Annotated in this window: 20 protein-coding genes and 2 pseudogenes; 5 read left to right on the forward strand and 17 right to left on the reverse strand. The window is 53.8% G+C overall.

The annotated features are described in order from the left end of the window. Positions 1 to 7: 7 nt before the first annotated feature. From ACHHV8_RS26115 to ACHHV8_RS26140, 6 genes and pseudogenes are all read right to left on the reverse strand, one after another. On the reverse strand, positions 8 to 463 hold the full coding sequence (locus tag ACHHV8_RS26115; protein ID WP_395162310.1) for an ATP-binding cassette domain-containing protein: 456 nt from the start codon (positions 461 to 463) through the stop codon (positions 8 to 10). Positions 464 to 471: 8 nt separating this feature from the next. Then, positions 472 to 939 (reverse strand): sugar ABC transporter ATP-binding protein, encoded by a 468-nt coding sequence (locus ACHHV8_RS26120; RefSeq protein WP_395162311.1) that lies wholly within the window; start codon positions 937 to 939, stop codon positions 472 to 474. A 10-nt stretch (positions 940 to 949) separates the two neighbouring features. Further along, complete coding sequence (locus ACHHV8_RS26125) at positions 950 to 1,345, reverse strand: ATP-binding cassette domain-containing protein (RefSeq protein ID WP_395163633.1); 396 nt, start codon at positions 1,343 to 1,345, stop codon at positions 950 to 952. 25 nt (positions 1,346 to 1,370) lie between these two features. Next, positions 1,371 to 1,523: pseudogene (locus tag ACHHV8_RS26130) on the reverse strand (ATP-binding cassette domain-containing protein); the annotation flags it as partial. A 74-nt stretch (positions 1,524 to 1,597) separates the two neighbouring features. Next, on the reverse strand, positions 1,598 to 2,428 hold the full coding sequence (locus ACHHV8_RS26135; RefSeq protein WP_483874898.1) for a sugar ABC transporter substrate-binding protein: 831 nt from the start codon (positions 2,426 to 2,428) through the stop codon (positions 1,598 to 1,600). After that, positions 2,422 to 2,547, reverse strand: coding sequence for a hypothetical protein (locus ACHHV8_RS26140; RefSeq protein WP_395162313.1), 126 nt, complete (start codon positions 2,545 to 2,547; stop codon positions 2,422 to 2,424). Before ACHHV8_RS26140 ends, ACHHV8_RS26135 begins: the two co-directional genes overlap by 7 nt. A gap of 316 nt (positions 2,548 to 2,863) precedes the next feature. On the opposite strand from ACHHV8_RS26140, the gene glsA reads away from it, so the two are divergent. Further along, a complete protein-coding gene (gene glsA / locus ACHHV8_RS26145; protein WP_395162314.1) occupies positions 2,864 to 3,805 on the forward strand; it encodes a glutaminase A in 942 nt (313 codons plus the stop codon). A gap of 439 nt (positions 3,806 to 4,244) precedes the next feature. Here the strand turns inward: glsA and ACHHV8_RS26150 are convergent, their stop codons facing one another. From ACHHV8_RS26150 to ACHHV8_RS26185, 8 genes are all read right to left on the reverse strand, one after another. Then, entirely contained in the window at positions 4,245 to 4,940 is a 696-nt protein-coding gene (locus ACHHV8_RS26150) for a response regulator transcription factor (RefSeq protein ID WP_395162315.1), read from the reverse strand. A 60-nt stretch (positions 4,941 to 5,000) separates the two neighbouring features. Further along, positions 5,001 to 7,136, reverse strand: a complete 2,136-nt coding sequence (locus ACHHV8_RS26155) for an ATP-binding protein (RefSeq protein ID WP_395162316.1) — start codon at positions 7,134 to 7,136, stop codon at positions 5,001 to 5,003. Between the two features lie 214 nt (positions 7,137 to 7,350). Then, positions 7,351 to 8,037, reverse strand: coding sequence for a putative bifunctional diguanylate cyclase/phosphodiesterase (locus tag ACHHV8_RS26160; protein ID WP_395162317.1), 687 nt, complete (start codon positions 8,035 to 8,037; stop codon positions 7,351 to 7,353). Beyond that, complete coding sequence (locus ACHHV8_RS26165; RefSeq protein WP_395162318.1) at positions 7,958 to 8,890, reverse strand: diguanylate cyclase domain-containing protein; 933 nt, start codon at positions 8,888 to 8,890, stop codon at positions 7,958 to 7,960. The genes ACHHV8_RS26160 and ACHHV8_RS26165 overlap by 80 nt, the downstream gene beginning before the upstream one ends. 208 nt (positions 8,891 to 9,098) lie before the next feature. After that, complete coding sequence (locus tag ACHHV8_RS26170) at positions 9,099 to 11,006, reverse strand: DUF2334 domain-containing protein (RefSeq protein ID WP_395162319.1); 1,908 nt, start codon at positions 11,004 to 11,006, stop codon at positions 9,099 to 9,101. Between the two features lie 285 nt (positions 11,007 to 11,291). After that, on the reverse strand, positions 11,292 to 11,573 hold the full coding sequence (locus ACHHV8_RS26175; protein ID WP_395162320.1) for a hypothetical protein: 282 nt from the start codon (positions 11,571 to 11,573) through the stop codon (positions 11,292 to 11,294). Between the two features lie 284 nt (positions 11,574 to 11,857). Next, positions 11,858 to 13,753 carry a PrkA family serine protein kinase gene (locus tag ACHHV8_RS26180; RefSeq protein ID WP_395162321.1) on the reverse strand — a complete coding sequence of 632 codons (1,896 nt, stop codon included), beginning with the start codon at positions 13,751 to 13,753 and terminating at the stop codon, positions 11,858 to 11,860. 578 nt (positions 13,754 to 14,331) lie between these two features. Next, positions 14,332 to 15,681, reverse strand: a complete 1,350-nt coding sequence (locus ACHHV8_RS26185) for a sn-glycerol-1-phosphate dehydrogenase (RefSeq protein WP_395162322.1) — start codon at positions 15,679 to 15,681, stop codon at positions 14,332 to 14,334. A 107-nt stretch (positions 15,682 to 15,788) separates the two neighbouring features. Between ACHHV8_RS26185 and ACHHV8_RS26190 the strand changes: the two genes are divergently transcribed. After that, entirely contained in the window at positions 15,789 to 16,619 is an 831-nt protein-coding gene (locus tag ACHHV8_RS26190; RefSeq protein WP_395162323.1) for a DUF2161 domain-containing phosphodiesterase, read from the forward strand. Positions 16,620 to 16,678: 59 nt separating this feature from the next. Then, positions 16,679 to 17,671 (forward strand): polysaccharide deacetylase family protein, encoded by a 993-nt coding sequence (locus ACHHV8_RS26195; protein ID WP_395162324.1) that lies wholly within the window; start codon positions 16,679 to 16,681, stop codon positions 17,669 to 17,671. 252 nt (positions 17,672 to 17,923) lie between these two features. On the opposite strand, the gene ACHHV8_RS26200 is transcribed toward ACHHV8_RS26195, so the two are convergent. Continuing rightward, the gene (locus tag ACHHV8_RS26200) at positions 17,924 to 18,913 is read right to left on the reverse strand and encodes an NAD(P)/FAD-dependent oxidoreductase (protein ID WP_395162325.1); all 990 of its coding nucleotides are present in this window, start codon (positions 18,911 to 18,913) and stop codon (positions 17,924 to 17,926) included. Between the two features lie 214 nt (positions 18,914 to 19,127). Between ACHHV8_RS26200 and ACHHV8_RS26205 the strand changes: the two genes are divergently transcribed. Both ACHHV8_RS26205 and ACHHV8_RS26210 read left to right on the forward strand, forming a co-directional pair. Beyond that, positions 19,128 to 20,888, forward strand: coding sequence for an S-layer homology domain-containing protein (locus ACHHV8_RS26205; RefSeq protein ID WP_395162326.1), 1,761 nt, complete (start codon positions 19,128 to 19,130; stop codon positions 20,886 to 20,888). 3 nt (positions 20,889 to 20,891) lie between these two features. Continuing rightward, positions 20,892 to 21,584 (forward strand): alpha/beta hydrolase family protein, encoded by a 693-nt coding sequence (locus ACHHV8_RS26210; protein ID WP_395163634.1) that lies wholly within the window; start codon positions 20,892 to 20,894, stop codon positions 21,582 to 21,584. A 75-nt stretch (positions 21,585 to 21,659) separates the two neighbouring features. On the opposite strand, the gene ACHHV8_RS26215 is transcribed toward ACHHV8_RS26210, so the two are convergent. Beyond that, a complete protein-coding gene (locus ACHHV8_RS26215) occupies positions 21,660 to 22,931 on the reverse strand; it encodes an MFS transporter (protein WP_395162327.1) in 1,272 nt (423 codons plus the stop codon). A gap of 200 nt (positions 22,932 to 23,131) precedes the next feature. Continuing rightward, a pseudogene (locus tag ACHHV8_RS26220) lies at positions 23,132 to 24,440 on the reverse strand (ABC transporter substrate-binding protein). Positions 24,441 to 25,051: the final 611 nt, after the last annotated feature.

The following is a 25,051-nucleotide window of genomic DNA, read 5'->3' on the forward strand; positions in this document are numbered from 1 at the left end:
CATACCTTTAATGAAGCTGGTTGTAGCATAAGCTCAGCACCTGCTCGGCGCTTATGTCCGCGTTCGGCAGCTCGGCTACCGTCCGCCCTTCCCGCATCACGACGATCCGGTCGGCGATGTCAAGCACCTCCTGCAGGTCGGAGGAGACGAATACGACGCCGCAGCCCTGCTCGGCCTGCCGCCTGAGCAGCCGGTGAATTTCCTCCCTCGTCATAACGTCTACCGCCTGGGTAGGCTCGTCGCACAGAAATACCTTCGGCTGGGATAACAGCGCCTTGGCGAAAACAACCTTCTGCTGGTTGCCCCCGCTCAGCTGCTGCACCGGCTGCTCGGTGCCTGTCGCTTTGACCTGCAGCTCTTCCATTTTCGCCGCAACCGCGGACTTTTCGGCGCCATGGCGGACGCTCAGGCTGCTAGCGAAACGGGACAGCACCGGCAGCGTCATATTCTCGCGAATCGTCATGCCGGAGATTAGGGCATGCGCCCGCCGGTCAGTCGGGAATCAGCACCATCCCGCTGCGCAGCGACCGGGAAGGCTTGGACGACGGCATCCGCTGTCCCTCGATTGTCACTTGTCCTCCCGCGCACTCGCGGGTGCCATAGATGGCTTCCAGCAGCTCGGCTCCGCCCCGCCCCCGCCAATCCGAACACGCCTACGATTTCCTGGCCGTACACGGCCAGGTCGGCGTGCTTCACGATGCCGTCCGCCGTCTTCATCCCTTCGGCGCGGAGCAGGACCGGGCCTCTGGACGCTCCCGCCCGGCTCCGCAGGGCACGTGCTTCGCCGTCCCGTTCATTGTGACCGCTCATCAGGCGAATCAGCGCTTCCCGGGTTAGACCGGATGCCGCCACCGTATCGACCTTCATCCCGTTGCGGAGCACCGTAATCCGATCGCTCAGCTTAAATATTTCTTCCATCCGGTGCGATACGTACAACACCGACTTGCCTTCAGCGCGAAGCTTGCCGATCCAGGAAAACAGCAGCTCGGTTTCCCGGTTCCGTCAGCGATGCCGTAGGCTCGTCCAGGATGACAAGCCTGCAGTTTTGCATCATCGCCCGCATCATTTCAAGCAGTGTCCGCTCCGGCGGCGTCATCTCCGAGGCCGTCCGGCTCAGATCCAGGTCGATACCCAGCTCCTGCTTCAGCTGATCTCCCCGGCGGCGCATATCCGCCCATTTCACGCGCATACCGCCCCAACGGGACGGGTAGGCCTCGCCGAGAAAAAGATTCTCGTAGCCGGTAAACGACGGGATCAGCTGACGCTCCTGATGCACCACATGGATACCGGCCTGCTTCGCTTCCTTCGGGGATGCAAACCGGACGCCGCGCCCTTCCCAGACCAGCTGTCCTCCCGTATGACCGGTAAACGCCCGTAATGATTTTGATCAGCGTGGACTTCCCCGCTCCGTTCTCGCCGACTAAGGCATGCACCTCACCCGGCTGAATATCCAGATGAACATCTGCGAGCGCATCCTGCGTCCCGAACCGTTTTGAAATGCCCTGAATGCTTAGAAGCGCCATGTGCTTACCCCCTGCCAGGGCAGAAAAAAGGCATGGGATTCCCCATAGCCTTCATTCTTGCCTCGATATCGAAATTATTTTCCCGCGTTCTCTTTCGTAATCAGAGAAGCCGGCGCGTACATTTCCGTCTGCTCCACCTGCTGCCCGCCAAATACGCGGTCCATTTGCTTCGCTACGATTTCGGCCATGCCGGAGAAGTTTTGCTTCACCGTCGCTACGAGCGGGGAGCCTTTCTTGATCATGTCCACCGCCTGGCTGTTGCCGTCGATACCGGTAACGATGATGTTCTTGCGCCCTGCCGCCTCAATGGCCTGCGCCGCGCCGATCGCCGGCTCGTCCCAGCCTGCCCATACGGCGGTAATCGCGTTTTCATCCTTGTTCGCCAGCAGAATGCTCTCGGTCTGCTTACGCGCGCTCTCAATCGGCCCCGGAACCTGTACCTGCTGCTCCGTAATCACCTTCACGCCCGTATTTTGCTTCAGCAGCGTGTCCAGCGTTTCCGAACGCTTCAGCACGCCTGGATGCGCCCGGTACGTCAGCACGACAATGTTGCCCTTGCTGCCGATCGTCTTGAACAAATAGTCCGAGATCAGCTTGGACATCTCGGCATTGTCGCTGGTCGCGTTCATAGCCATACCGTCAATATAACCGGAATCGCAGCCGAATACCGGGATGTTTTTGGACTTGGCTTTGGCGATTTGCGTCTTCACCTGATTCGGATCGGTGCTCACCAGCACGATCGCATCGGTCTTGGAAGCGATAACGTCTTCCATCCGGCTGGCCAGCTGGCCTACATCGCCCTTGGTATCGACAACGTTGGCTTTCCAGCCGCGGTACGCCGCAAGCTTCTTCAGATTCTCCACCATTTCATTCGTGGTGACGGAGGATAGAAACGGGGTCAGAATGGATACCGATTTCTCTTTTTCCCCGAATCCGCCGCGCCTCCCTGCGCCGGGCTTTTGCCGCAGCCTGTAGCGCTGAACAGCAGCACCAGCGCTGTGATCAAGACAAACACTTTTTTCACTTTCATTTCCTCCCTTTTCATTTGCAAAAAAGCAAAAACCTATATAGCAACCGGCTGCTTGCCGCAGTGACCGGGTATGCCTGAGGACAGCGCTCGAAACATGTCAAAATTTATACGATTATATAGGGTTTCGGGCAAACATGCAACCAAGTAACGCGTTTGTGCAGTAAAATACGGTGGCATACGGTGAAATACAGTAAAATACGGACCCATGAGCCGGCTTGCAGGTATAAAACGGTTATTGTCGAAAAAGATAATTAAATCTGCTCTCTCTACTATAATGAACGGGGACCAAGAAATAAAGGAGGAATTTAACATGAGCGCCGAATGGAACGAGCTTCAGACACAGCTGCCGGTGTGGCTTGAAGCCAGCAGACAACGCGCCGCATCCGGGAAGGTGGCGGCCTATATTCCCGAACTCGCCAATGCGCCGGCCGATGCGCTCGGCATGACGATCTGCGACGGGCATCAGCAGGCTCTTACCGCGGGTGACTGCGGTCTGCAGTTTACGCTGCAGAGCATTTCCAAGGTGTTTACGCTGCTGCTCGCTTTAATGGATCAGGGAGAGGAAGGCGTATTCGCCAAGGTGGGCATGGAGCCGACAGGGGACAACTTCAATTCCATGCTGAAGCTGGAGCTGGTCGATCCGGGCATTCCGTTCAACCCGCTAATCAACGCGGGCGCTATAGCGGTCTCTTCCTTGATCCACGGGGCGACGCCTGCGGAGAAAATAAACCGGATCGCCGCCTTTTTTCAAGAGCTGGCCGGAGATGCCGCGTTAAAGATCAATGAAGCGGTCTACCTTTCGGAAACGAAAACGGCGCACCGCAACCGGTCACTCGCCTATTTTCTCAAAGCGAACGGCGTGCTGGAGGATGTCGATGTCGAGGAAGTGCTGGAGGTTTACTTCAAGCACTGCTCGATTGAAGTAAACTGCATGCATCTGGCCCGCATGGCGCTGGTACTCGCCTTCGACGGGGCCGATCCGGTGAGCGGGCGGCAGCTTGTCCCGCGCCGTTACGTCCAGATCGCCAAAACGTTCATGATTACGTGCGGCATGTACAATGAATCGGGCGCCTTCGCGATCCGAGCCGGACTGCCTGCCAAAAGCGGCGTTTCCGGCGGCATTCTCGCCCTTGTGCCGGGCAAATACGGTATCGGCGTCATCGGACCCGCACTGAACAGCAAAGGAAACAGCACGGCAGGCGTCCATTTGCTCGAAACCGTCTCCAACGCATTCGACTGGAGCTTGTTCTAAGCAGCGATAAGACCGTGTCCGCGTTTGTGTCGCGGTGTGGGGTCCGAACCGGTCGCCGCTAAGCACTGCAGCGCATGCGACTGGGATTCGTGCGCAGGTGCTATGCAAACGCCGCAAAGAGCCCTCCCTTCGAAAGCTTGCAGGGAGGGCTTTTGCCTTTTTGGACTGCAGAAACAAGTAACACTGGAAGTGGGAAGCTTTCTTATCCTCCCCTGTCCCTTGTTTTCCTTATTATCTGACCTCTTTTCCTTATGAGATGATGGGAATAATAGGTATAAATATGTAGGCATCCTCCAAATCATCCAAAATAAACAGCGAAATACGGCTATCCCCTACCCTAACATGCCATAAAATATAACATTAGAGCAGAAGAACCCAACTCTTATCGAAGCGTGCAATCAAGCATTTTATTGACCATAGGTTAATTATACATGAAGGTTCATGCCAGCACGAATTTGTAGCCGACGCCATGCACGTTAATGATATACTGCGGATTGGACGGATCCAACTCGATTTTTTTGCGCAAATTGCTGACATGCACAATAATGGTGCGCGTGTCGTTAAAGCTTTCCTGCCCCCATATTTCACGAAAAAGCTCCTCATGGCTGAACGTCTGGCCCGGCCGGCTGACCAGAAACTTCAGCAGATCGAACTCCTTCTTCGACAGCGTCACTTCGATCTGATTCACCTTCACGGTGCGGCTGAGCACATCGATCTGAAGCGGCCCGAATCTTAGCACGGATGGATGCTCCTGCGGAGCGCCGGTTAAGTAAGGCCTTCTCAGGTTCGCTTTTACCCGGGCAACCAGCTCATTGGGACTGAACGGTTTGGTCATATAATCATCGCCGCCAAGTCCCAAGGCAGTGATTTTGTCCTGCTCCTCTTTCTTGCAGCTAAGAAACAGAATCGGCGCCGAGGTAAACTCCCGCACCTCCTTGCACACTTCGAACCCGTCCTTCCCGGGCAGCAGCACATCCAGAATGATCAAGTCCGGCCGGATCGACTGCACCATCGCAACGGCAAGATCCCCCCGCTCCGCGACGGCGACTTCAAAGGAATGCCGAATAAGGTACATTTGAATGACATTTCTTATTTCCAGATCATCCTCTATAATCAAAATCGTTTGTTTTGTCATGATTCTTCACACCACCAGAGTACATAATCATCCATCAATAATTCAAGAATAGCCAACGGGTTATTTAGGGTCAAGCCGTTTGTCCTGCTGCCAAGGCAGGGTGAAGCAAAACACTGTCCCCGCTTGAAGCTCCGAGCGTTCCACCCAAATCCGCCCGCCGTGCGATTCAATAATTTCCTTCGAAATCGATAATCCGAGGCCTTTCCCTCCTGCGCTTACGTTTCTTGGGCTGCTGCTCGTGTAAAACCGGTCAAATATATTGGGAAGATCGTCGGCATGAATGCCTGCTCCCGTATCGGATACACGGCAAAGCATAGTCTCCGCACCGCTGTCTGTCATTTCTACGATGATGCTGCCTCCGGGCGGAGTAAACTTGATCGCATTATAGATCAGATTCGAAAACGCCTGATGCATTCGCTCCAAGTCCACGCACACCTCCGGATAAGGCGCTCCCTTCGGTCCGTTCGCGGAAAGCCGCAGCTCATAGGTCAGCGCGGCATTGCTTGCGTCAAGCTCATAGCGGGCATGCAGCTGATGAATCAGCTTGTCGGCAGCCATCCGCCGGCTCTTGAATTCCACCTGTCTCGCTTCCAGCTGGGATAAGTGAAACAGGTCGTCGATCAGACGCCCCATGCCGAGCACCTTGTCATGAATAAGCCGAATATACTGCCTGCGCTTGTCGTCGTTTTCGATCATTCCATCCAGGATGGCCTCCAGATAGCATTGAATCGTGGTAAGCGGGGTGCCCAGATCATGAGAAATATTGCTGAGCAGGCGGCTGCGGGAACGCTCCAAGCGGGACAGCTCTTTATTTTTCTTCAAAAGTGTGTCATGCGCCCACTTCAAGTCGGCGGTACCCGCTTTGATCTTGGCCTGAAGGCCTCCGTTCAGCTCCGCCAAAGCCGCCGATAAATTTTCCACATTGGCGAACGCACGGGACAGCTTGGTGGACAGTACGAGCGATTGGCAGACGATAAATACCAGCAATCCGATTCCGGAAGCGCGCCCTGTCGTCTGGGCCCATCCATTGGTATATAAAATATCGTTAAACAGCAGCAGCGCGTAAAAGAAGCTGGCCGACAGCAGGATCAGGCTGCCTTCTTGCTTTTGGCGGCAGGCCGTATACAGCACATACAGCATGTAGAGCATGCCTGCGACAGCGATCACGTGAAAACCAAGCAAGTAACGGGTATAGATGAGCGCCGGGGTGCAAAGAGTGAGTAGCGTATAAGCGCCGCACAGAATGGAAAACCATCGAAGAATTACATGGTGGCATGCCTGGTGGTACAGCTTCCCGATAAACAGCATGTACAAGCATAAAACACCATAGGCTGAGAGGTATTCAAGCTTCATTTCAAGCTCCCACGGAAACCCCGGAAAAAGCTTGACAACAGCAATATCCCCGATAAAAAGGGTGCGAAAGGCTGTCAGCAGACAGTACAGGCCAAAATAGAGGGCCGAGCTGTCCTGGCGGCGGATCGTAAACAATCCCAGATGATACAGCCCCATGATGGTCAAACTGCCGAATAGCAGCAGATCGAAGCCTAGACTGAATTCGTCCCGCAGCTGCATTTGCCCGAAATCCCCAAGCTCAATCGGATGCCTCACTCCGCCCATGCTGTGATGAAAGTTGGACACTTGAAGAACGAGATCCAATTGCCGGGTATCCAGCGAAAATGGAACCGTCTTCATTTCGTTCTTGGGAACGGATGCTTCGGCCGTAGCTCCAGGCTCACCGGCCCGAGCGGCTTCTTTCCCGTTAATCCACAGCCTGTAGGCAGTCGAAATCGTCGGAATCCGCAAGGCATAAAGATAGTTCGCTTGCGGGAGCAGCACCTGCAAACGATAAGTGCCGTAGCCGGTCCCCGAATGGAACCCGGTTGTGCCCGCTTCGGCTTCATAACGGTTCCAGGCGGCAGGTACTTTTATATAAGTCACAGGCTGACCGGCCTTTAAATCTTCGGGTGCAAGCAGCATGTGCTCATAAAAGGCCCATTCGCCGTTCAACTCGGTCCGCCCCTGGCGCTCGAAGCTCCAGCCGCTTAGATCGAGCCGTCCCTCCGAGCTTATTCCAACGCCGGCAGGCACTGGCATAAGCCCGGGCCGATTCGCCCAGAACACCGTTAAGAGGCCGGCAGCCAGCAGAAAGATAATAAGCGCCCTTCCCAGGACAAGCCGGTTTCGTATGAGTATCACTGCCCTGGACCACCCCTTCCGCCGGTTGCAACAGGAGCCGGACTCTAGGTCTCGACTACCGTCTACTTCCACAATAGGAGATTTCTTTTTCTTTGTCTATATCAAAATTCGCGCTTTTTCGACTTTCTTGGCCCAAAAAAGAAGGACAATCCTGGGAAAGACTGCCCTCTTCTAACTTATTCATTCATCCTGCATTCGCCGACTGCCCGGACGGCTAAGCCCTTACCAGCAGAGGCGCCAGCTCCAACGCATCCAGCGGCTTGCTGAACAGGTAGCCCTGCGCTTCCGTACACTTCTGGCTGCGCAAAAACTGCAGCTGCTCCTCGTTTTCCACGCCTTCGGCGATCACCGCGACCTTCAAGTTGCGGGCCATGGAAATAATCGTTGCAATAATTTCCGCGTCATCCTTATCGTTCATTACCTCGGACACGAACGATTTATCAATTTTAAGCGCATCGATAGGGAACTTCTTCAAGTAGCTTAGCGAGGAATAACCGGTGCCGAAATCGTCAATCGAGATTTTGATCCCGAGATTTTTAAGGTCCTGCAGCTTGGCGATCACGTAGCTCTCATTGAACATTGCAACGCTTTCGGTAATTTCCAGATCCAGGTAATAAGGCGGCAGCCCCGTATCCAACAGCACCTGCTGGATTACGTCTACCAGATTGCTCTGCTGAAACTGCCGGGCCGACAAATTGACCGCTATCCGCATAGGAGAAAGCCCTGCGTCAAGCCAGGCTTTATTCTGCGTGCATGCCCGCCGCAGCACCCACTCGCCGATCGGAATGATCATGCCGTTCTCCTCCGCAAGCGGAATAAAATCAGCCGGGGAAACAATGCCGAGCTCCGGATGCCGCCAGCGCAGCAGCGCCTCGATCCCGGTAATCTCTCCTGTAGTCAAATCGACCTGCGGCTGATAGTGAACCGTCAGCTCCTCCCGGTCCGAACGCCTTGCGCAGCCCTTTTTCCAACCGCAGGCGCTTGGCGATCCGTTCGTTCATATCGCTCGTATAAAACCGGTAATGGTTGCGTCCCATCTCTTTAGCCTGATACATCGCCGTATCGGCATGCTTCACCAGCGTTTCCTCGTCCGCCGCATCGCCCGGATACAGACTGATGCCGATGCTTGGCGTAACAAAAAATTCGTTGCCTTCCAGCACGAACGGCTTGGACAGCTCATCCAGCAGCAGCTGTGCAATTCTCACCGCTTCATCCCGCGAAGCGTTGCCGAGCATTAGCGCAAACTCGTCCCCTTCAATTCTTGAAACCGTGTCTCCGAACCGGATATGCTGCTGCAGTCTGCGGGAAACGGCCCGCAGCAAATCATCGCCGGTGGAATGACCGAACATGTCGTTAACGATTTTGAAACGGTCCAAGTCCAAAAATAAAATGGCGGCGGACTGCTGCAGCTGTTTGGACTGCTCTAAAGCGGCACGACAACGCTCTTTGAACAAGATTCGATTCGGCAGCCCTGTCAAGAAATCATGGTTGGCGTAGAAATCAATCTGCTGATTTTTATGATCGATTTCCTCATCAAACTGATCGAGCATACTGCGCATGGAACGCTGCAAATATTCAACAAAGCCGTAGCCAAGCAGCAGAGCCGCAAACAGCAGCAGCAGCCCGATCATCAGCTGCGGCTTGGGCGAACTGCCCCATGAAGGGTTGAACACATAAAGAAGGGCATTGTTTAGAATCAAAAGCAGCGCAACAGCCAGCATAAACAGAATATAAATCTTATTCTTTATTGACATGGCATTGATACCTTTGCCGAAATTAAACTGCCTGTGATCGCGAGAGGCATCTTCAACCTCCTTATTTTCATTCGACAGGAAACAAGATAAACCGAGTCCATTCGATAATATTGGAATAATTCGCCACCCCCTGCATAAATCCTGCTTGCGGGGATAAAAGAAAAAGCGGGAAGATGAGCAACCATGCCTCAGCTTCCCGCTTCGATCCTTATGGCCGGCTTTCGAAGGAAAGCGCCGTATCCATGTAACCATCCTGCCTGTCAAGCAGCACCAGATCGCTTTTCCCGTTACCGTCCAGGTCGGAGATCCACAGCTTGGAATTCTTCTTGCCCCACGGGCCGAAGGTGGACAGCATCCGGTACTGCCCGTTCCCTGCTCCCAAATAAACCGTGGAGGATTCGGTTTCAGGATTCCAGCGAAGCGCGTCTTCCTTCCCGTCTCCATTGAAATCCGCCAATCGGAGCTCGCCGTCCTGCGAAGGAAGATTCAGCTCCACCTTCCCTACCTTCCACTGCAGCCCCGCTTTATCGGGGCTAAGCTCAACCCCGCTTACCTCTCCCGGCCTCGAGAAGAACAAGGCCGTGCTGCCATCGGAATGCAGCCGCTGCTGCAGCTCGGATTTCCACTCATTCTTGAACTTGTACGGCTTCATGGGCTTCAGCACATTCCCGCTCAGATACAATCCGTACAAGTGCAGACGGCTCGCGGAAAGTCCCGCAATGACGACATCCCCGCCCGGCTGCGGTATGATCTGCAGGCTGGTCCAGCTGCGCGGTTCCGTCTTCCAGCTGTTGAGCAGGATAAACCGGTGGCCGTCGGAAGCATACCGCTCCAGCCGTCCCGTCGGATGAGCAATCCACAGGCTGCCTTTGACGTAGCCGCTTTGACCCAGCGCCGCCGCCGCACCGCTCGTATAGGCCGCTTGCGCCCATACCTCGCGATTGCCCTGCGGGTCGTTACGAAGACCGGTGAAGTTGCCGGCGGATACGGACAGGTTTCCGTTCGTCAAATCCCATGTGACCATGTCCATCTGTCCGTCTCCGGTCACATCGCCGAGGAGCATTTTTTCCTGCTGTCCGGAAGCGTTCAGCTTAATGCTGTTCGCCGGCGTGAAAGGAATATAGTCTTGAATCGAGTAGAAATCGTAGTGCTTTTCTCTTAATCCGTTAATCAGCTTTTGCAGCATGCTCTTGGCTTGGGAAGGATACCGGTATTCCGGCATACCGTCGCGGTACACGGGCTCTCCCTGCTCATCGGTAACCGGCTGCAAATATTTGAATTCAAGGAATGGATGATAATAAAAGGACGGGATATTGTTGGATTTGCCAACCCGGTCGACGATCACTTTCTCGTCTTTATTATAAGGAATATAGTCAAAGGGCGTCGGAACATAGGCCGCTCCCAGGCTCGCCTCGCCGTAAAGGGTATTGCGGTCGCTGCGGAACTGCGCCGCCGGCGTATTGCGGTTGGTTTGAATATCGGCTTGATAATTCAATCCGAAGAAGCAGCGAAACAGCGCATCCTGCTCCGGTGTCGAACGATAGTGCGGCGACTCCCAGAACTGCGGCTTGAGTCCCGCATGCTCCAGGATAGCCAGCCCCTGCTTCAGCCTCGGCTCGGCAAAGGCGGCCGACACCGTCCGGTCGTCGCCCGGCTCGTCGAATTCATTGCCGATGCCAGATTCATGATGCCCGTTGTCCAGCCGGACCGAGCCGACCTGGTGGGTGTAGCCGTGCATCCCCAGTACCGCGCCGTCCTTCACCGCCTGCTTCAACAGCTTCTGGTAAGCGGCGACGTAAGGATTGTCCGCCTGATCGAGCGAGACATCGTAATGCGTGCCGTCCGCCGGAAAATCAAGCCAGCGCGGAATGACTGCGAGGTGATATTTTACATGCTGGTCCCTCAAATACTCCATTACAGCCCTCAGCTTCCCCAGCTGTTCGATGGAGCCGTACTGGCCTCCGGGACCGATATCTTCAAGCCGCATCAAAACAAACTTGGGCGCGGTGCCTTCCCCCTCTACCGTAATAATGCGGTACGCCGTAAACATTAAACAAATCATAAGTCCGATAATCGAATAACGAAACCATTTACTCTGGACTAGGGTGATCATCATCGTCCGTCTGCTCCCTCCATGCTGTACGAACACTATGTAAAAACGCTTACAAAGAGGTCGTCTATGATGATTGTAGCAGATTTTCAGTTCCCCGAATATGACATTTTTTAAAATGTCAAGTCCTGCAAAAACGGATCAGGATTGATATTCCTTTCCCTCCTTAAAATGGAATAAAAGCTTGTAGGACAGCCTTTTGCGGGTACCGCTTCTTCACAAAAAAGCTCCGGCTATCCGCTGGAAAGCGAATACCGGAGTCTGTCCTGAATTTCAGGTAACGGCCCAGGCTTAATAGTAATAGGGCACGTAAGGAGGGTAAGCGTAGGGATAAGGATAATAAGGTCCGTAAGGCGGGTACAGGTACGGCGCGGCAAGCCATGGAAGCAACCCGGCGCCGCCGTAAAACTGGTGGCCGTAGCCATGGCCGAAACCGCCGTGACCGAACCCGTGGCCAAAGCCGCCGTGACCGAACCCGTGGCCGAAATGGCCTCCCGAGAATGGAGGTCTCAGCTCCTCCAAGCCTTCCAAACCTTCCAGCCCCTCCAAATCCGCATGAAATTCATTCGACACAAGGCATCGCTCCCTTTGATCCGTTAAGGTGTGGCACATCTCTCTAAAATATATGTGCATCCGCCTAAGGGGTGATTGCCCGGGAGGAAAATGGGCTGATACCCATCTCCCCGCCGGGAACCGCCGGGAGCTTGTTTCTTGAGCCTTTTGGACCGTTTCCCGGACAAAAACGACAAAGGCCATCGACCGATGGCCCCTCATAGGAGCTTTGCGTTTTTAATTCATCCGCATCTTTGCAGTTCTCTCCGTCACAAACGGGCTGGACAATAGCAAGCGGATGTCCGTTATCTGTTAAGCAGACTGCCGACGTAACGCAGCAGCTCGTTAGCCGAGGCGGTGGTGTAGCCGTGTTCTTCGACCAGACGCTTGATGACCTCGTTGATCCGTTTCAGCTGCGTTTCGTCCGGCGTCTTCGTAGAGGTTGTGATTTTGACGATATCCTTCAAATCGGCGAACAGCTTTTTCTCGATCGCCTCGCGGAGCCGTTCATGGCTGCTGTAATTGAAGCGGTGGCCTTTACGGGAGTACGAGGACATCCGGATTAGAATTTCCTCCCGGAACGCTTTCTTCGCATTTTCCGAAATGCCGATCTGCTCTTCGATCGAGCGCATCAGACGCTCATCCGGATCCATTTCCTCTCCTGTGAGCGGATCCTTGATTTTGCCCCAGTTGCAATAAGCCTCGATATTGTCGAGGTAGTTATTAAACAGCGTTTTCGCCGACTCCTCGAACGAATAAACGAACGCTTTTTGCACTTCCTTCTTCGCCAGCTCGTCGTACTCTTTGCGCGCTATGGAAATAAAGTTCAGATAACGCTCCCGTTCCTCTTTCGTAATGGACGGATGCTGATCCAGCCCATCCTTGAGCGCCCGCAAAACGTCGAGAGCATTGATAAATTCGAGACCTTGACGGATGAGCGCACTGGAAATCCGGTTGATGACATACCGCGGGTCGATGCCCGACATGCCTTCATCCAAATACTCGTTTTGCATTTCCTTCAAGTCGGCCTCTTTGTAGCCCTCGACCTCTTCCCCGTCATACATTCTCATTTTCTTCACCAGGTCCATACCCTGCTTCTTCGACTCCTTAAGTCTTGTCAGGATGGAGAAAATAGCCGCCGCCCGCAGCGAATGCGGTGCAATATGCACGTGCGACATATCGCTCTGCTTGATCAGCTTATAGTAAATTTTCTCTTCCTCCGACACTTTCAGGTTGTACGGAATCGGCATGACAATCATCCGGGACTGGAGCGCTTCGTTCTTTTTATTGGCAATAAACGATTTATACTCCGATTCGTTCGTATGCGCAATAATCAGTTCATCCGCGGAAATCAGAGCGAACCTTCCCGCTTTGAAATTGCCTTCCTGCGTGAGCGAGAGCAAATTCCAGAGGAATTTCTCGTCGCACTTCAGCATCTCCTGGAATTCCATCAAGCCGCGGTTCGCTTTATTCAGCTCCCCGTCGAAGCGGTAGGCGCGCGGATCGGATTCCGAGCCGTACTCCGTAATGGTGGAAAAGTCGATGCTTCCGGTTAAATCGGCAATGTCCTGCGACTTAGGGTCGGATGGGCTGAAGGTACCGATCCCTGAGCGATTATCCTCGGAAATAAGCACCCGCTCGACCTGTACGTCCTCGATGCGGCCGTTGTATTCGGTACGCAGCCTCATTTGGCAGGAGGGACACAGGTTTCCTTCGATTTTAACACCCAGCTCTTGCTCGACCTCGGCACGAAGCTCCTGAGGAATCAAGTGCAGCGGCTCCTCATGCATAGGGCAGCCTTTGATTGCATACACCGCACCTTCATCCGTACGGGAGAACTGCTCGAGACCGCGCTTCAACAGCGTCACGATGGTCGATTTACCGCCGCTGACAGGTCCCATCAGAAGGAGAATCCGCTTCCGTACATCGAGCCGTCTTGCTGCCGAATGAAAGTACTCTTCGACCAGCTTTTCAATGGCGATATCGAGACCGAAAATTTCCTTCTCGAAGAAATGGTACCTGCGTTTTCCATTGTCCTCACTGATACCGTGCGATGCAATCATTTGGTAGACCCTCGAGTGCGCCGTCATTGCAAGGTGCGGGTTTTTGGCAACCAAGCTAATATAATCGGCAAAGGTTCCGGTCCAAGCAAGTCGCTCGGTTTCTGTGCGGTAATTCGTAATCTTCTTGAATATTTCCATGAGTCAACCTCCTCCGTACGGTGCTTTTGCGGTAGCAACAAAGAATAAAGCGGTGTTTTAAAAAGGTCCTGGTTCCGAATCAGAGAGGCCGGTTGAATCCAAGCTTCTCCTTCGCGCTGCGCGGGAAACGCCGATCCGTGCTGCCGGTTCTCCGGTGGAGAACCTCTCTTAACGAAGCCTTTACTTCAAACGTTCCCAAACCTGCATTCTGTGCTGCCTGGGCCCTCGCGCTTTCCGCGGGAAAATTATGTAGTAAACAGGTTCAGGACTCGTAAGTCGAGCCGCGTTTCCCGTTTGTTCGCTTCGTTTCCTTGGCGGAACTTTTTAAACAACCTCATAATCGAAGTGTATTAATACCTATGCAGACAATGAGGATAAGTTGCCCGAAATTTTAAGCAAAAACAAAAAACAACGGCAGAGCCTGCGGTCCGGTTATGCCGAGGTACAAGCCGTACAAAGGATTTGTCCTCCTGCCGGAGGACAGCCTTCGTCAGATCATACCTCAGCGGAGTCCCGGGATAAGGACTCGCTGAACCGTCCGCTGCTTTCTGCCGTTGTCTGAAATCAGAATGGATGTATTACTGCAGCCATTGGCCCAGCCGCAATATCGTATACCGGTTGCGCACATACATCGCGTAGCGCAAGCTGTCCTGCAGGAGCCCGGGCTCAATGCCAAGCTCCGCCACCTGCGCAGGCCCGCCTACGCGCTCCAGCAGCCCCGCCAGCTCAGCCGGCGCAGGGACACTGGCGCACACGCTGCGCACATCGTCCCACCGCTCGGCGATGCGCTGCGCAAGCGCCTGCTGCTCCGCAGCGTAGGCCTCGGCGGCCGTCTGTCCTTCGGCGATGCCGTTCTCGGCCAGCACCTGCCCGGCGATGCCGCCGTAGCCTGCGGCAATGTCCGCCCGCGCCCGTTCCAGCGTAGGCGCATCGCCGCTTGCCTGGCGCGCTGCGATGGCTGACGCCGCTTGCTCCGGCGACAAGGCAGCGGCGGCGGCGAACCGCTCCGCCATCAGCACGGCGGCGGCACCGACCTTGGCGCCGTGCAGCAGGGCCCGGCGGCGCTGCTGCAAAAAACGCATCTCCCAATAATGGGAGAGATGATGCTCGGCGCCGGAGGCCGGCCGGGAGTTGCCCACGAGCAGCATGGAGATGCCGGACAGCGTCAGGCCCTCCATCAGCTTGCGCATCCCGAGCTCGGTGCCTGCGGCGATCTCGTCGACGTAGTCGACGCACAAGGCGAGGCCTTGGCGGGTCATCTCCGCGGCCAGCTCGCAGTACGCTTCGCCGAACAGCACCTGCCCGAGCTGCCAGTCGGCAAGCGAGGTGTATTTGCCCAGCATGTCGCCAAAGCCGGCGGCGATCATCGCGCGCGGCGACTTGGAGAGCAGCTTCAGATCGGCGAAGATGGCTTCCGGCGCGCAGGCCGGGATCGTCTGCTTGAAGCCGCCGATGATCAGCGGCGCGCCGACCGACGAGAAGCCGTCCACCGACGGCGCCGTCGGCACGGAGAGAAAGACGCGATTCATTTTGTGCGCGACAAAACGGACCGCGTCATGAATCGTGCCCGAGCCGACGGCCACGATAGCCTGCGCCGTGGGCGTAACGTGCAGCATCAGCTGCACAAGAATGCGCTCGTCGGCGGCCAGCTCTCCGTGCTCATCGTCGGTGAGCACGCACAGGCGCGCCTGCAGCCCGGCGGCCGCTTCGCAGTACCGGAGCAGCTCGGCTCCGGCCGCTTCCAGCGTGCGCTGATCGGCAACGAGCAGGAGCTCGGTGTAGCCTTGCTCCAGCGCATAGGCCGGCAGCGCCTGCAGCGCGCCGTTGTCAATCACGACCTTCCGGATCGGAGCTTCGTGCTCCGATCCGCAGCCGCACGTAAAGCTTCGACCCAGCCATGGATCGATTTGACCAGCTTGATGGTTCATTTGAATGTTCATCCTCCTTTGATCTTCCCTGTTCCTATTCCTTCATACTAACAAAACTATGATATAATTACATTATTTACTCTCATTTTCAAAGGAGACGCGCGCCCATGGCCATCAAAACCGAAACCGAGCTGTATGCGCCCGTCAAAAGCTATTTTGAACAGCTGGGGTATCACGTCCGGGGAGAAGTCAATCATTGCGATCTTGTCGCCATCCGCGGTGAAGAACCGCCCGTTATTATAGAATTGAAGAAATCGTTCTCCATCCCGCTGCTGCTGCAGGGCATCGACCGGCTCCGCATGTCCAGGCAGGTGTACGTCGCCTTCGAGCTGCCGAACAAGGGCCGCGCGCCGCATGGAGCCAGCTGGCCGGAGCTGCGCAAGCTGTGCCAGATGCTCGGGCTCGGCATGATTACCGTGCAATTCTTCAAACGAAAAAAGCCCGCCGTCCTCATCGAATGCCACCCGGCCGCTCTGGAAATGACGCCGCCCGTATCGCTGGTTCCGTCCGAAATTGTATCCGTTGCAGCATCCGGGGAACCCGCCCGGCCCGCGCCAAGCCGCCTGCCAAGACATAACAAGCGCGCTGCCGAACGGATGGTGCGGGAGTTTAAGGAACGGCGCGCCGATTATAATGTCGGGGGCAGCACCCGCCGAAAGCTCGTCACTTCCTATCGCGAGAAAGCATTGCATCTCGCCTACCTGCTCCAGACGCAGGGCCCGATGAGCCCGCGTCAGCTGAAGGCGCTCACAGGCAATGCCAACGCGGCGGGGCTGCTGCAAAAAAACTTTTACCGTTGGTTCCAGCGGGTGGAAAGGGGCATTTACCGCATAAGCCCGCTTGGAGAAGAGGCGCTTGGAACGTTCGCTCATGTCGTCGCACAGCTGCCCCCTGCTTCGGATTTTCCGCTGTCGTCAAATTCCTCTACGTTGTCATAATCTTATCTAGCGCCGGATATGCATAGAGTAATAGATTTCCAAGCAAAGGAGTCTGTGCCATGCATCCTTTCACGGTCGCCGCAAAATCTCTGAACACTCTCCTCCCCGATACTCTCAGGAGCTTTACCTTCCTCTACGGTCTGATCGTCCTGCTGCTCTGGGCAAGCCCCCTCTTCCTCTCTCCCTTGCTGCATCCGATTCCTCCTCCGGTTACGGCACTTTCGCTGCCGCAGGAAGCCGGGCAGGAGGCGCAGGTCGAAGCAGAGGCCGAGCCGGAGATCGAAGCGAAGCTTGAGGCGGAGCCGGGCACAGAGCCCGTACTCGTGCCGGAAGCGGGAAAACCGAATGAAGCCATCCTTCCTGCTGCTATCCATGCCTTGACGGTGCATGTTGATGGAATGGCTCCGATCGAGACTGATTTAGCGGCAGTTGCCGTACACACTTCCACCCCTGCTCCCTACAGCTCTTCTCCGGATGTCGCTCAAGCTTCTACCGCGGCCGCAAATGCCGCTGCCGGGCCGCCAAGCCACGCCGGCCCTTTGCAGGAAAACGGCCTCACGGAAAAACCGTTCCCGCGGGTGCGCATTCCGGTTTTGAATTATCACAGTATTACGGTGGATCCAGGCAATCCGGCAACGATTACACCGGATAAATTTTTCCGCCAGATGACCTACTTAAAAGAGAATGGGTATACCCCGTTACGGCTCGAACAGTTCACCGAGCGGCTGGAAGGCAAACAGCCCCTCCTGGGCAAGCCTGTGCTCCTGACATTCGACGACGGATATGCGGACAATTACGAGCATGCGCTGCCGGTCCTGAAGGAGCTCGATTTCCACGCAACCTTATTCGTTTCGCCCGGAACGGTGGAGGACGGATACTTTTTGAATTGGGATCAAATAAAAGAGATGCATCAAGCGGGCTGGGATATCCAGCCTCACGGTATGACGCATCCCCATCTGCCCCTATTGAATGGAAAGGAGCAGACGTATCAGATTGCCGAGGCACGCCGGCAGATTGAGGAGCAGCTGGGCACAGCCGCCGACATTTTCTGATATCCGTATGGGGAATGGAATACAGCCACCCTGAAGGCGCTTCAGGAACACAGGTTCCGTTACGCGTTTACTATCGAACAGGGTTGGACGACTCCGGAGCAGGAGGCTCTGAAGCTGACCCGGATATTTGTGAATGGAGAGGAGTCGTTGGAACAGTGGATATCCAAATTAGAAGAATGATTATTCAATCCGAAACCTCCGTCTTTCTTGCCAAAAAACGCTGGACGCCCATCGCCATCTATTTTGTACTCGTTATTTAACTGTCACAAGACCCGGATCGGGAATATCGGACCTATTCGTACTGGAGGGAGCCTCCTTCCGCTTTTGCCTCAGCAGTTCCTTATGAATCCAGATCGCCGCTTGCGAGCCTTCTCCCATAGCAATCGTCACCTGCTCGGAATGGACGCCAACATCTCCGGCCGCCCATATGCCCGGAACATTCGTCTGTTTGCTTCTCGGATCGGTGACGATATGCTTGTTCTCCAACCGTTCCATACCCAACTGATCCGCCAAGCTTGAGTTGACCTGATTGCCGCCGAAGGCAATAAAGCCCCGTTCCGCCGTCAGCATCCGCCCATCCGCCAGTTTAACCCCCTGCAGCTTTCCGCTCGGAGCATCCGATACGATCTCGGCAATGGCTTCAGGCAGGTAAGCAATGCCTGCCTCCTTCAGCTCATCGTGCATGTTCCCGGTTAACGGGGCGCTGTCCGCTTCATGATTAATATAGGTCAGCTTGTTCGTCCAATAGCTTAATGTTATGGCCATCGCAGCCCCGACATCACCGGAGCCGAGCACGACGGTCTCGCGGCCGCTCACCTCATAGCCGTCGCAGTCCGGACACACATAAACGGTTTCCCCAAGGCAGCATTCAAGTCCGGCAAGCGGCGGGAAACGGTCCATGATACCTGTAGCCAGCAGTAAAGTCGCCGCCTGCAGAGCTCTCTGTCCGGAATCGAGCTGCAAGGTGAAGCCGTCCTGCGTCCGCGCGGCACCGGTCACTTCCGCTTCCGCGAATTGTACGCCAAGCCGTTCGGCCTGCAGTCTGCCGAGTCTGCGCAGCTCGGGGCCCGAGACCCCGTCCGGCCATCCGAGCACGTTGTGGTAGCTGCGGCACAGGGTCGATCGGCCGCGTCCTTTATCGATGACCAGCGTCCTGTGCTTGTACCTCCCCAGCTGAATGGCCCCTTGCAGCCCGGCAATGCCTCCGCCAATAACAATGCAGTCGTATAGGTCAGCTGACATGCTGCATCACCCCTTTTTTCCCCTTAGCATCTCCTTATTACATCCCTCTATCCGTATCTCATACCCAAGTCCTAGCCAGAATGCTAATATTTATGGACTATTCGTCTTACGTTTCACTTTTCAAGAGCCCTTAAAACAATTTTATTTACCATAAGCGAACAGGAATGATATATTAGAACCATTATTCCCATTTTATACTAAAAGGAGCTTGACCATGTCCCGTCCCTTTTCGAAGCTGATTGCTGCAATACTTCTTGCCGTCAGCTTGTCCCTCGGTGCCGTTCCCGTTAGCGCCGCGGCACTCGACGACTCCGCATCAAGCTATACGGATGTCGCCAAAGATCATTATGCCAGTAAAGAAATTGCCCGCTTATCCCAAAGAGGGATCATTCAAGGTTTTTCGGACGGCTCCTTCAAACCCGATGAAGACATAACACGAGGGATTGCGGCGCTCTGGCTGAGCCGTGCTTTGAAGTTAGGCTATCCGGCCTCCCTGGATGGATTTACGGATGTACCCGCAGCGAGTGAATATGCAGTCGCCGTCAATGCCCTGGCCGAAAAAAATATTATTCAGGGGGATGGGGGACGATTTTCTCCCGATGCCTCTTTAACCCGCGAGCAAATGGCCAGTCTGCTTGTGCGCGCTTTTCAATTGAAGGATAACGGCATGAATGTATGGTTTAAAGACGAGTCGGATATGTCCGACAGCCATTATAAAGATATTATCCGGCTTAAACAGTACTCTTTGACCGACCAGCTCGAATTTATGCCCAAAAGCAAGGTGACCCGGGCACAGCTCGCCCTTTTCTTATACCGGGCCATCATGATTAACGAACCTGAGCGAGGGCAGCTCTCTGTCGAGGACTTTTTGCGGGGCTCCGAGCTTGGGGGCTATCAAGTGTCGCCTGACGGCAAGTACACCGCACTGCTGATGCAGCACGACCACCATCCCCAGCTGTATGTCTATAAGAATGGCGATGAGAAGAAGGACGCCGTTCGGGTTACCTCCCTTAAAGAAAGGGACATTCTAAGCTTTGCCTGGTTCGATAATGAGACGATTATTTATACTTCCACTATGGACGGGGATGAAAATAACCATATTCATTCCGTACATGCCGATGGCTCGGCGGATAAAGATTTAACACCGTTTGACAACGTCAAGGCCGTCATTATGGAGAACCTCTCCTATATTCCAGGCCATGAGAATGATATTCTTATGGAAATGAATCATAAGTCGCCTCAAGTTTTTGATGTATATGAGTTAAATATTCAAACAGGGGCGTTCACACTTATTGCAGGTAACCCCGGTAATATTACAGATTGGATGACGGATCTTTACGGGGATGTCAAGCTGGCGGTTTCCGTAGAAGGCACCGACACCAAAATTCTGTACCGCAGTTCGACGTCGCTTTCCTTCGATACCGTGTTGACCGTCCCTTTCGGTGATGCCTTCTATCCTATTATGTTCTCTTTCGATAATTCCGAGCTATTCGCATTCTCCAATATCGGCCGGGACAAGCTGGCTCTGGTCAAGTTCAACCTGAACACCAAGCAGATTGGAGAAACGATCTATGAGAATCCGGATGCCGACGTTACGGATATCGTCGTATCATACCGTAAACGTGCCATCTTGGCCGCAGCGTATGAAACGGACAAAACCTATTATCATTACTTTGATAAAGAATTCGAACAATTGAATCGCGAGATTGCGGAAAAGCTGCCCGGCCTTTCTTTCAAAATTGTCGGAAATCCTTTGCCGGATGACAAAGTGACGATCCGCACTTACGGTGACACTTCCCCCGGCGCCTATTACTTCTATTCGCGGAAAACGAAGCAGCTGGAAAAATACGCCGAATTGAAGCCATGGATTGATCCGGCTCAAATGTCGGAGATGAAGCCGATCTCTTACCCATCGCGAGACGGACAATTTACTATTCACGGTTACTTGACGCTTCCGAAGCAGGGAGGCACTTAGAACCTGCCTGTCGTTGTCATTCCGCACGGCGGACCTACCGCTAGAGATTCCTGGGGCTACGATCCCGAGGTACAGCTCCTTGCTAATCGCGGTTATGCTGTACTGCAAGTCAACTTCCGCGGATCGACCGGGTACGGCAAGCAATTTTTAAATGCCGCCAACAAACAGTGGGGGCAAGCCATGCAAAACGATATTACCGATGGCGTTCAATGGCTGATTCGTCAAGGAATCGCCAATCCCAAACGAATTGCCATCTACGGCGCCTCGTACGGAGGCTATGCCGCATTGGCAGGTCTCACCTACACACCTGAATTGTACGCCGCAGGCGTAGATTATATGGGACCTTCCAGTTTATTTACGATGCTGGATTCCATTCCCTCTTACTGGGAGCCTAACCGTCAAATCATGTATGAACAAATCGGAGATCCCGTGAAAGACAAGGCTATGCTGGAAGCCTACTCTCCTCTATTGAATGTCGACCGGATTCAGGCCCCGATCTTCTTTGCCCAAGGGATGAACGACCCGCGAGTAAAAAAGAAGGAATCCGATCAGATCGTAATGGCCCTGCGACAACGGGGAGTGGATTCCCAATATATGATCAAAGAGAATGAAGGCCACGGCTTCCGAAGCTTCGATAATAATGTTGATTTTTATAATGCGCTGCTCAAATTCCTTGAAATCCACCTGAATAAGTAGCTCCGGCTTCTCCCCTTACAGACAAAAAGGTCTTCGTATACAAACGTACACGAAGACCTTTTGTTGTTAAAAGAATTATTTAGCAGCTCCTACGCCATGCCCGGCGTTCGTCTGCACAGACTTGCGGTCCTCCGGGCTGCGCTCCAGCAGCCAGGCGAGGATAAATTGGAAAACAGCGGCTCCTAGCAGCACCCAAGGCAGCGATTCGCTTCCGATATATTGATACGTCAAGATCAGCAGCAATATGGAAAGGACCCGTCCCCAATTTAAAAAGGTTTCCCGCATAACGACCGATTCCACCCGCAGCTGACCTTTCAGCGGCAGCGTTCCGATTAAACGGAAGTAAAAGGATGTCACCGTGTTGCCCTGCAGCGGCGAGCAGATCGAATAAATGACCATAAACGCCACGACAGTGAACAGGGACATGTTCCATACTAGAAATAAAGTGCCGGCGATATAACCGATCGTCGAGATAACCAGAAACAGCCGCGCCCGCTCCTCACGGCCGTAACGTGAAATGAACAGGCCTGTGAGAATGCTCAGGCTGGCATACAGCACGCCCAGATAGCCGACCAGGTCTTCCCGCCCGACGATTTGAAACAGCAGGATGCTCGGCAGAAACAGCATAATTCCCTGGAGAATCCCCATCGCGCTGAAACCGAACAGCGATTTGACCCACCGTTTATTTTTGTTCATCAACAAGCCTACGAACTTCAAATAATACGCTTTATGATGAGAATGCTTTGATTTAATTTTGAAGCTGCCCAACGTTGCCAGCAAGAACATGAAGAACGCAATGGCAAACACTATAGTGTAGCCCCTCAGCCCTTCATTATGCGAAATGATAAACCCGGCCAGGGCTGGCCCGATCAAGCCGGCTAACGTGAACACGATCATATTGATCGCCAGGTACCGGATACGGTTGCTTTCCGTCGAGACGTCATACATTAGCGTCAAATATCCTGCCCAATAAAAAGCGCTCGTAATCCCGGCAAACAGCCCGAACAACACATAATAATCGACCACCCGCTCCTGAGCAAACACGACCGCCAAATAAAACAGAGCGATAAAAGCGATCCCGAACCGGTATGTCACCATCCTGTCTTTCCGTTTGATGATGAGTCCGCCCAGCGCATACGCAAATGGGGCAGCCCCATAGTTAAAAATGTTATACATCCCATTGATCCATAAGCTGTGTGTTAGCCGCCATAAATAAAGGGAAAGAAACACCCCGGACATCGATGCCCCGAATTGAAAACAGAAATGAATGAATTGCGAGACGATGGCATCCTTCGACAGTCGTTTCTCCTCCGGTATCGCCAGCCTTCTTGCTTCTTTCCAATCCATCCATTTGTTCCGCCAATGCTGTAACCGCATACCTTGTCCCCTTTTTCCCTGCGCTCGAAAAAAAAAAAATAGCCTTCTCGGGATGATATCGCTTAAATTCTTCCCTATTGTAGCAAGGAAGACGTTTTCTGTTAAGCCAAAAAAAGCCTCAGCACAGAGGCTGAGGCCATAGGTTCGATCGATTTGCTAATGCATGGTCGTTATTTCTTCGCTTTTAGGTTGTCCCACGATTTTTGGAAGTCATCAAACATCTGATCCTTTGTTTTCTTGCCCGCAATATAGGCTTGGATCGTAGCGCCGAATTCCTGTGTTGCGCCCTCCGGATATTTAGGCCAGTTCCAGCTCAGTACTTTGCCGTCCGTACTGTACTTCTGAACCTCCGCACCGGTTTGTCCCAGATCTTCAGCGTTCGCTGTAATATTGGAGAAGGCAGGGATGAACTTAAATTCTTTGGTCATGTAGTTTTTCCCTGTATCGGATGTAACGAGCCAGTTCAGAAACTCCTTCGCTTCCGCTTTTACCTTGGAATCCTTGTTGACAACCCAGTAGTTCGGCACGCCGACAAAAATTTTATCGTTCGCCGCCGCGTCCTCATTGATCGGCATCGGCATCACGCCTACTTTGATGTTCGGGTTGGTTTTCATAATCTGAACTTCCGTCCAGTTCCCCTGCTGCATCATAGCGGCTTTACCCGTTGCGAAATTCGTAACCTGCGTATTGTAATCCGTAGTGAGCGGATTCGGCTGGCTGTATTTCAAAGTGACGTCAAGCATATTGGCCCAATCGTTCAACACCGCATTGCCCTTAAACTTCTCGGTGCCGTCGTACAATCCCGTGATAAATTTGTCCGGATCCGGCTGACGGGCAATCCCGACGTTCAGATTGTGGATACCGAGGATCCACCATTCCTGATAACCGTTAGAGAACGGCGTAATGCCTGCGGCTTGCAGCTTTTTCGCCGTATCCTCAAGCTGGGACAGCGTTTTAGGAACCTCTTTGATGCCGGCTTTGTCGAACAATTCCTTGTTATACAAAAAGCCGTAGCCTTCAATACTCATCGGCTGGCCGTACACCTTGCCGTCTTTTGTAATCGGCGTTTTGGCTACAGGCAAAATATCTTTGACCCACCCCTGGTTCGGTGAGATCCTCCAGATGCTCCATCCAGGTGTTCATTTCATTAAAGCCGCCGTTGTTAAAAATGTCCGGCTGGTCGCCGGAAGCGAATTTCGTCTTCAGCGCCGCACCGTAGTCTGCGCCCCCGCCCACCGTTTCAATTTGAAGCTTAACGTTGGGATGCGTTTTTTCGTATTCATCCTTCAAGCGGGTTAAGGCTTCGTTAATTTCGACTTTAAACTGGAATATTTTGAGCGTGACCTGTTGTCCGGTTCCACCTGTGGTTCCACCCGCCCCTTGATTATTCGTTTCTTTTTTGGCACAGCCTGCTGCAATGCCAGCCAGCAGTACAGCGCTTAAAGAAAGGGCCATGACTTTCCGAATTCCTTTTTTCATGAAAATAACCTCCCTCATTCGTTCATGCTTTAGTTATTGTGTCTCTATGCTCCATTATAAATTCAACGAATATTAGCAGACACCGAGGATATTGAACAAATGGGTGGAACAAATTGACTAAGGAGGGAGGATGAGCGTTGAAGTCCAGGATGTGGCGAGAGGGTGGTGAGGCTGTAGGCAGGGATGCTCAAGGTGCTCAGGGCGGGGGCTGTAGGCGAAGGGCTGCGGAAAAGGAAGTGTGTCTCCGGCCGCTGTTGTCCTCGGGAAAAATGAATGTATGGGTGCTGCGGAATTTTCCCGAGGACAAAGGCGGACGCTTCCGCTCCTCCGACACACTTCCTTTTCCTTCGCCAGCCTTGCTTGGAGCGGAGCGGCCTTCAGCGCTCATTTAGAAAACTAAAAAAATGGGGAGCCCGGCACCGCTCCCCGAAATTTACTAATAGCGAAGGAGAGCCGAGTCCTGGCTCCCCTTCGCTATTTGGGATACGTGTGTTCCTCTAATGTTCATTCCATTTTCACGATTTCAACAGCGACCGGAGACGCTTACCTTCCCTGCAGCTCCGGGCTGCGGGAACTACTGCCTCCCCGACTCAGCACACAACAAAGGGGAG

Source organism: Paenibacillus sp. TAB_01, from assembly GCF_043945595.1.
GTDB lineage: Bacteria > Bacillota > Bacilli > Paenibacillales > NBRC-103111 > Paenibacillus_S.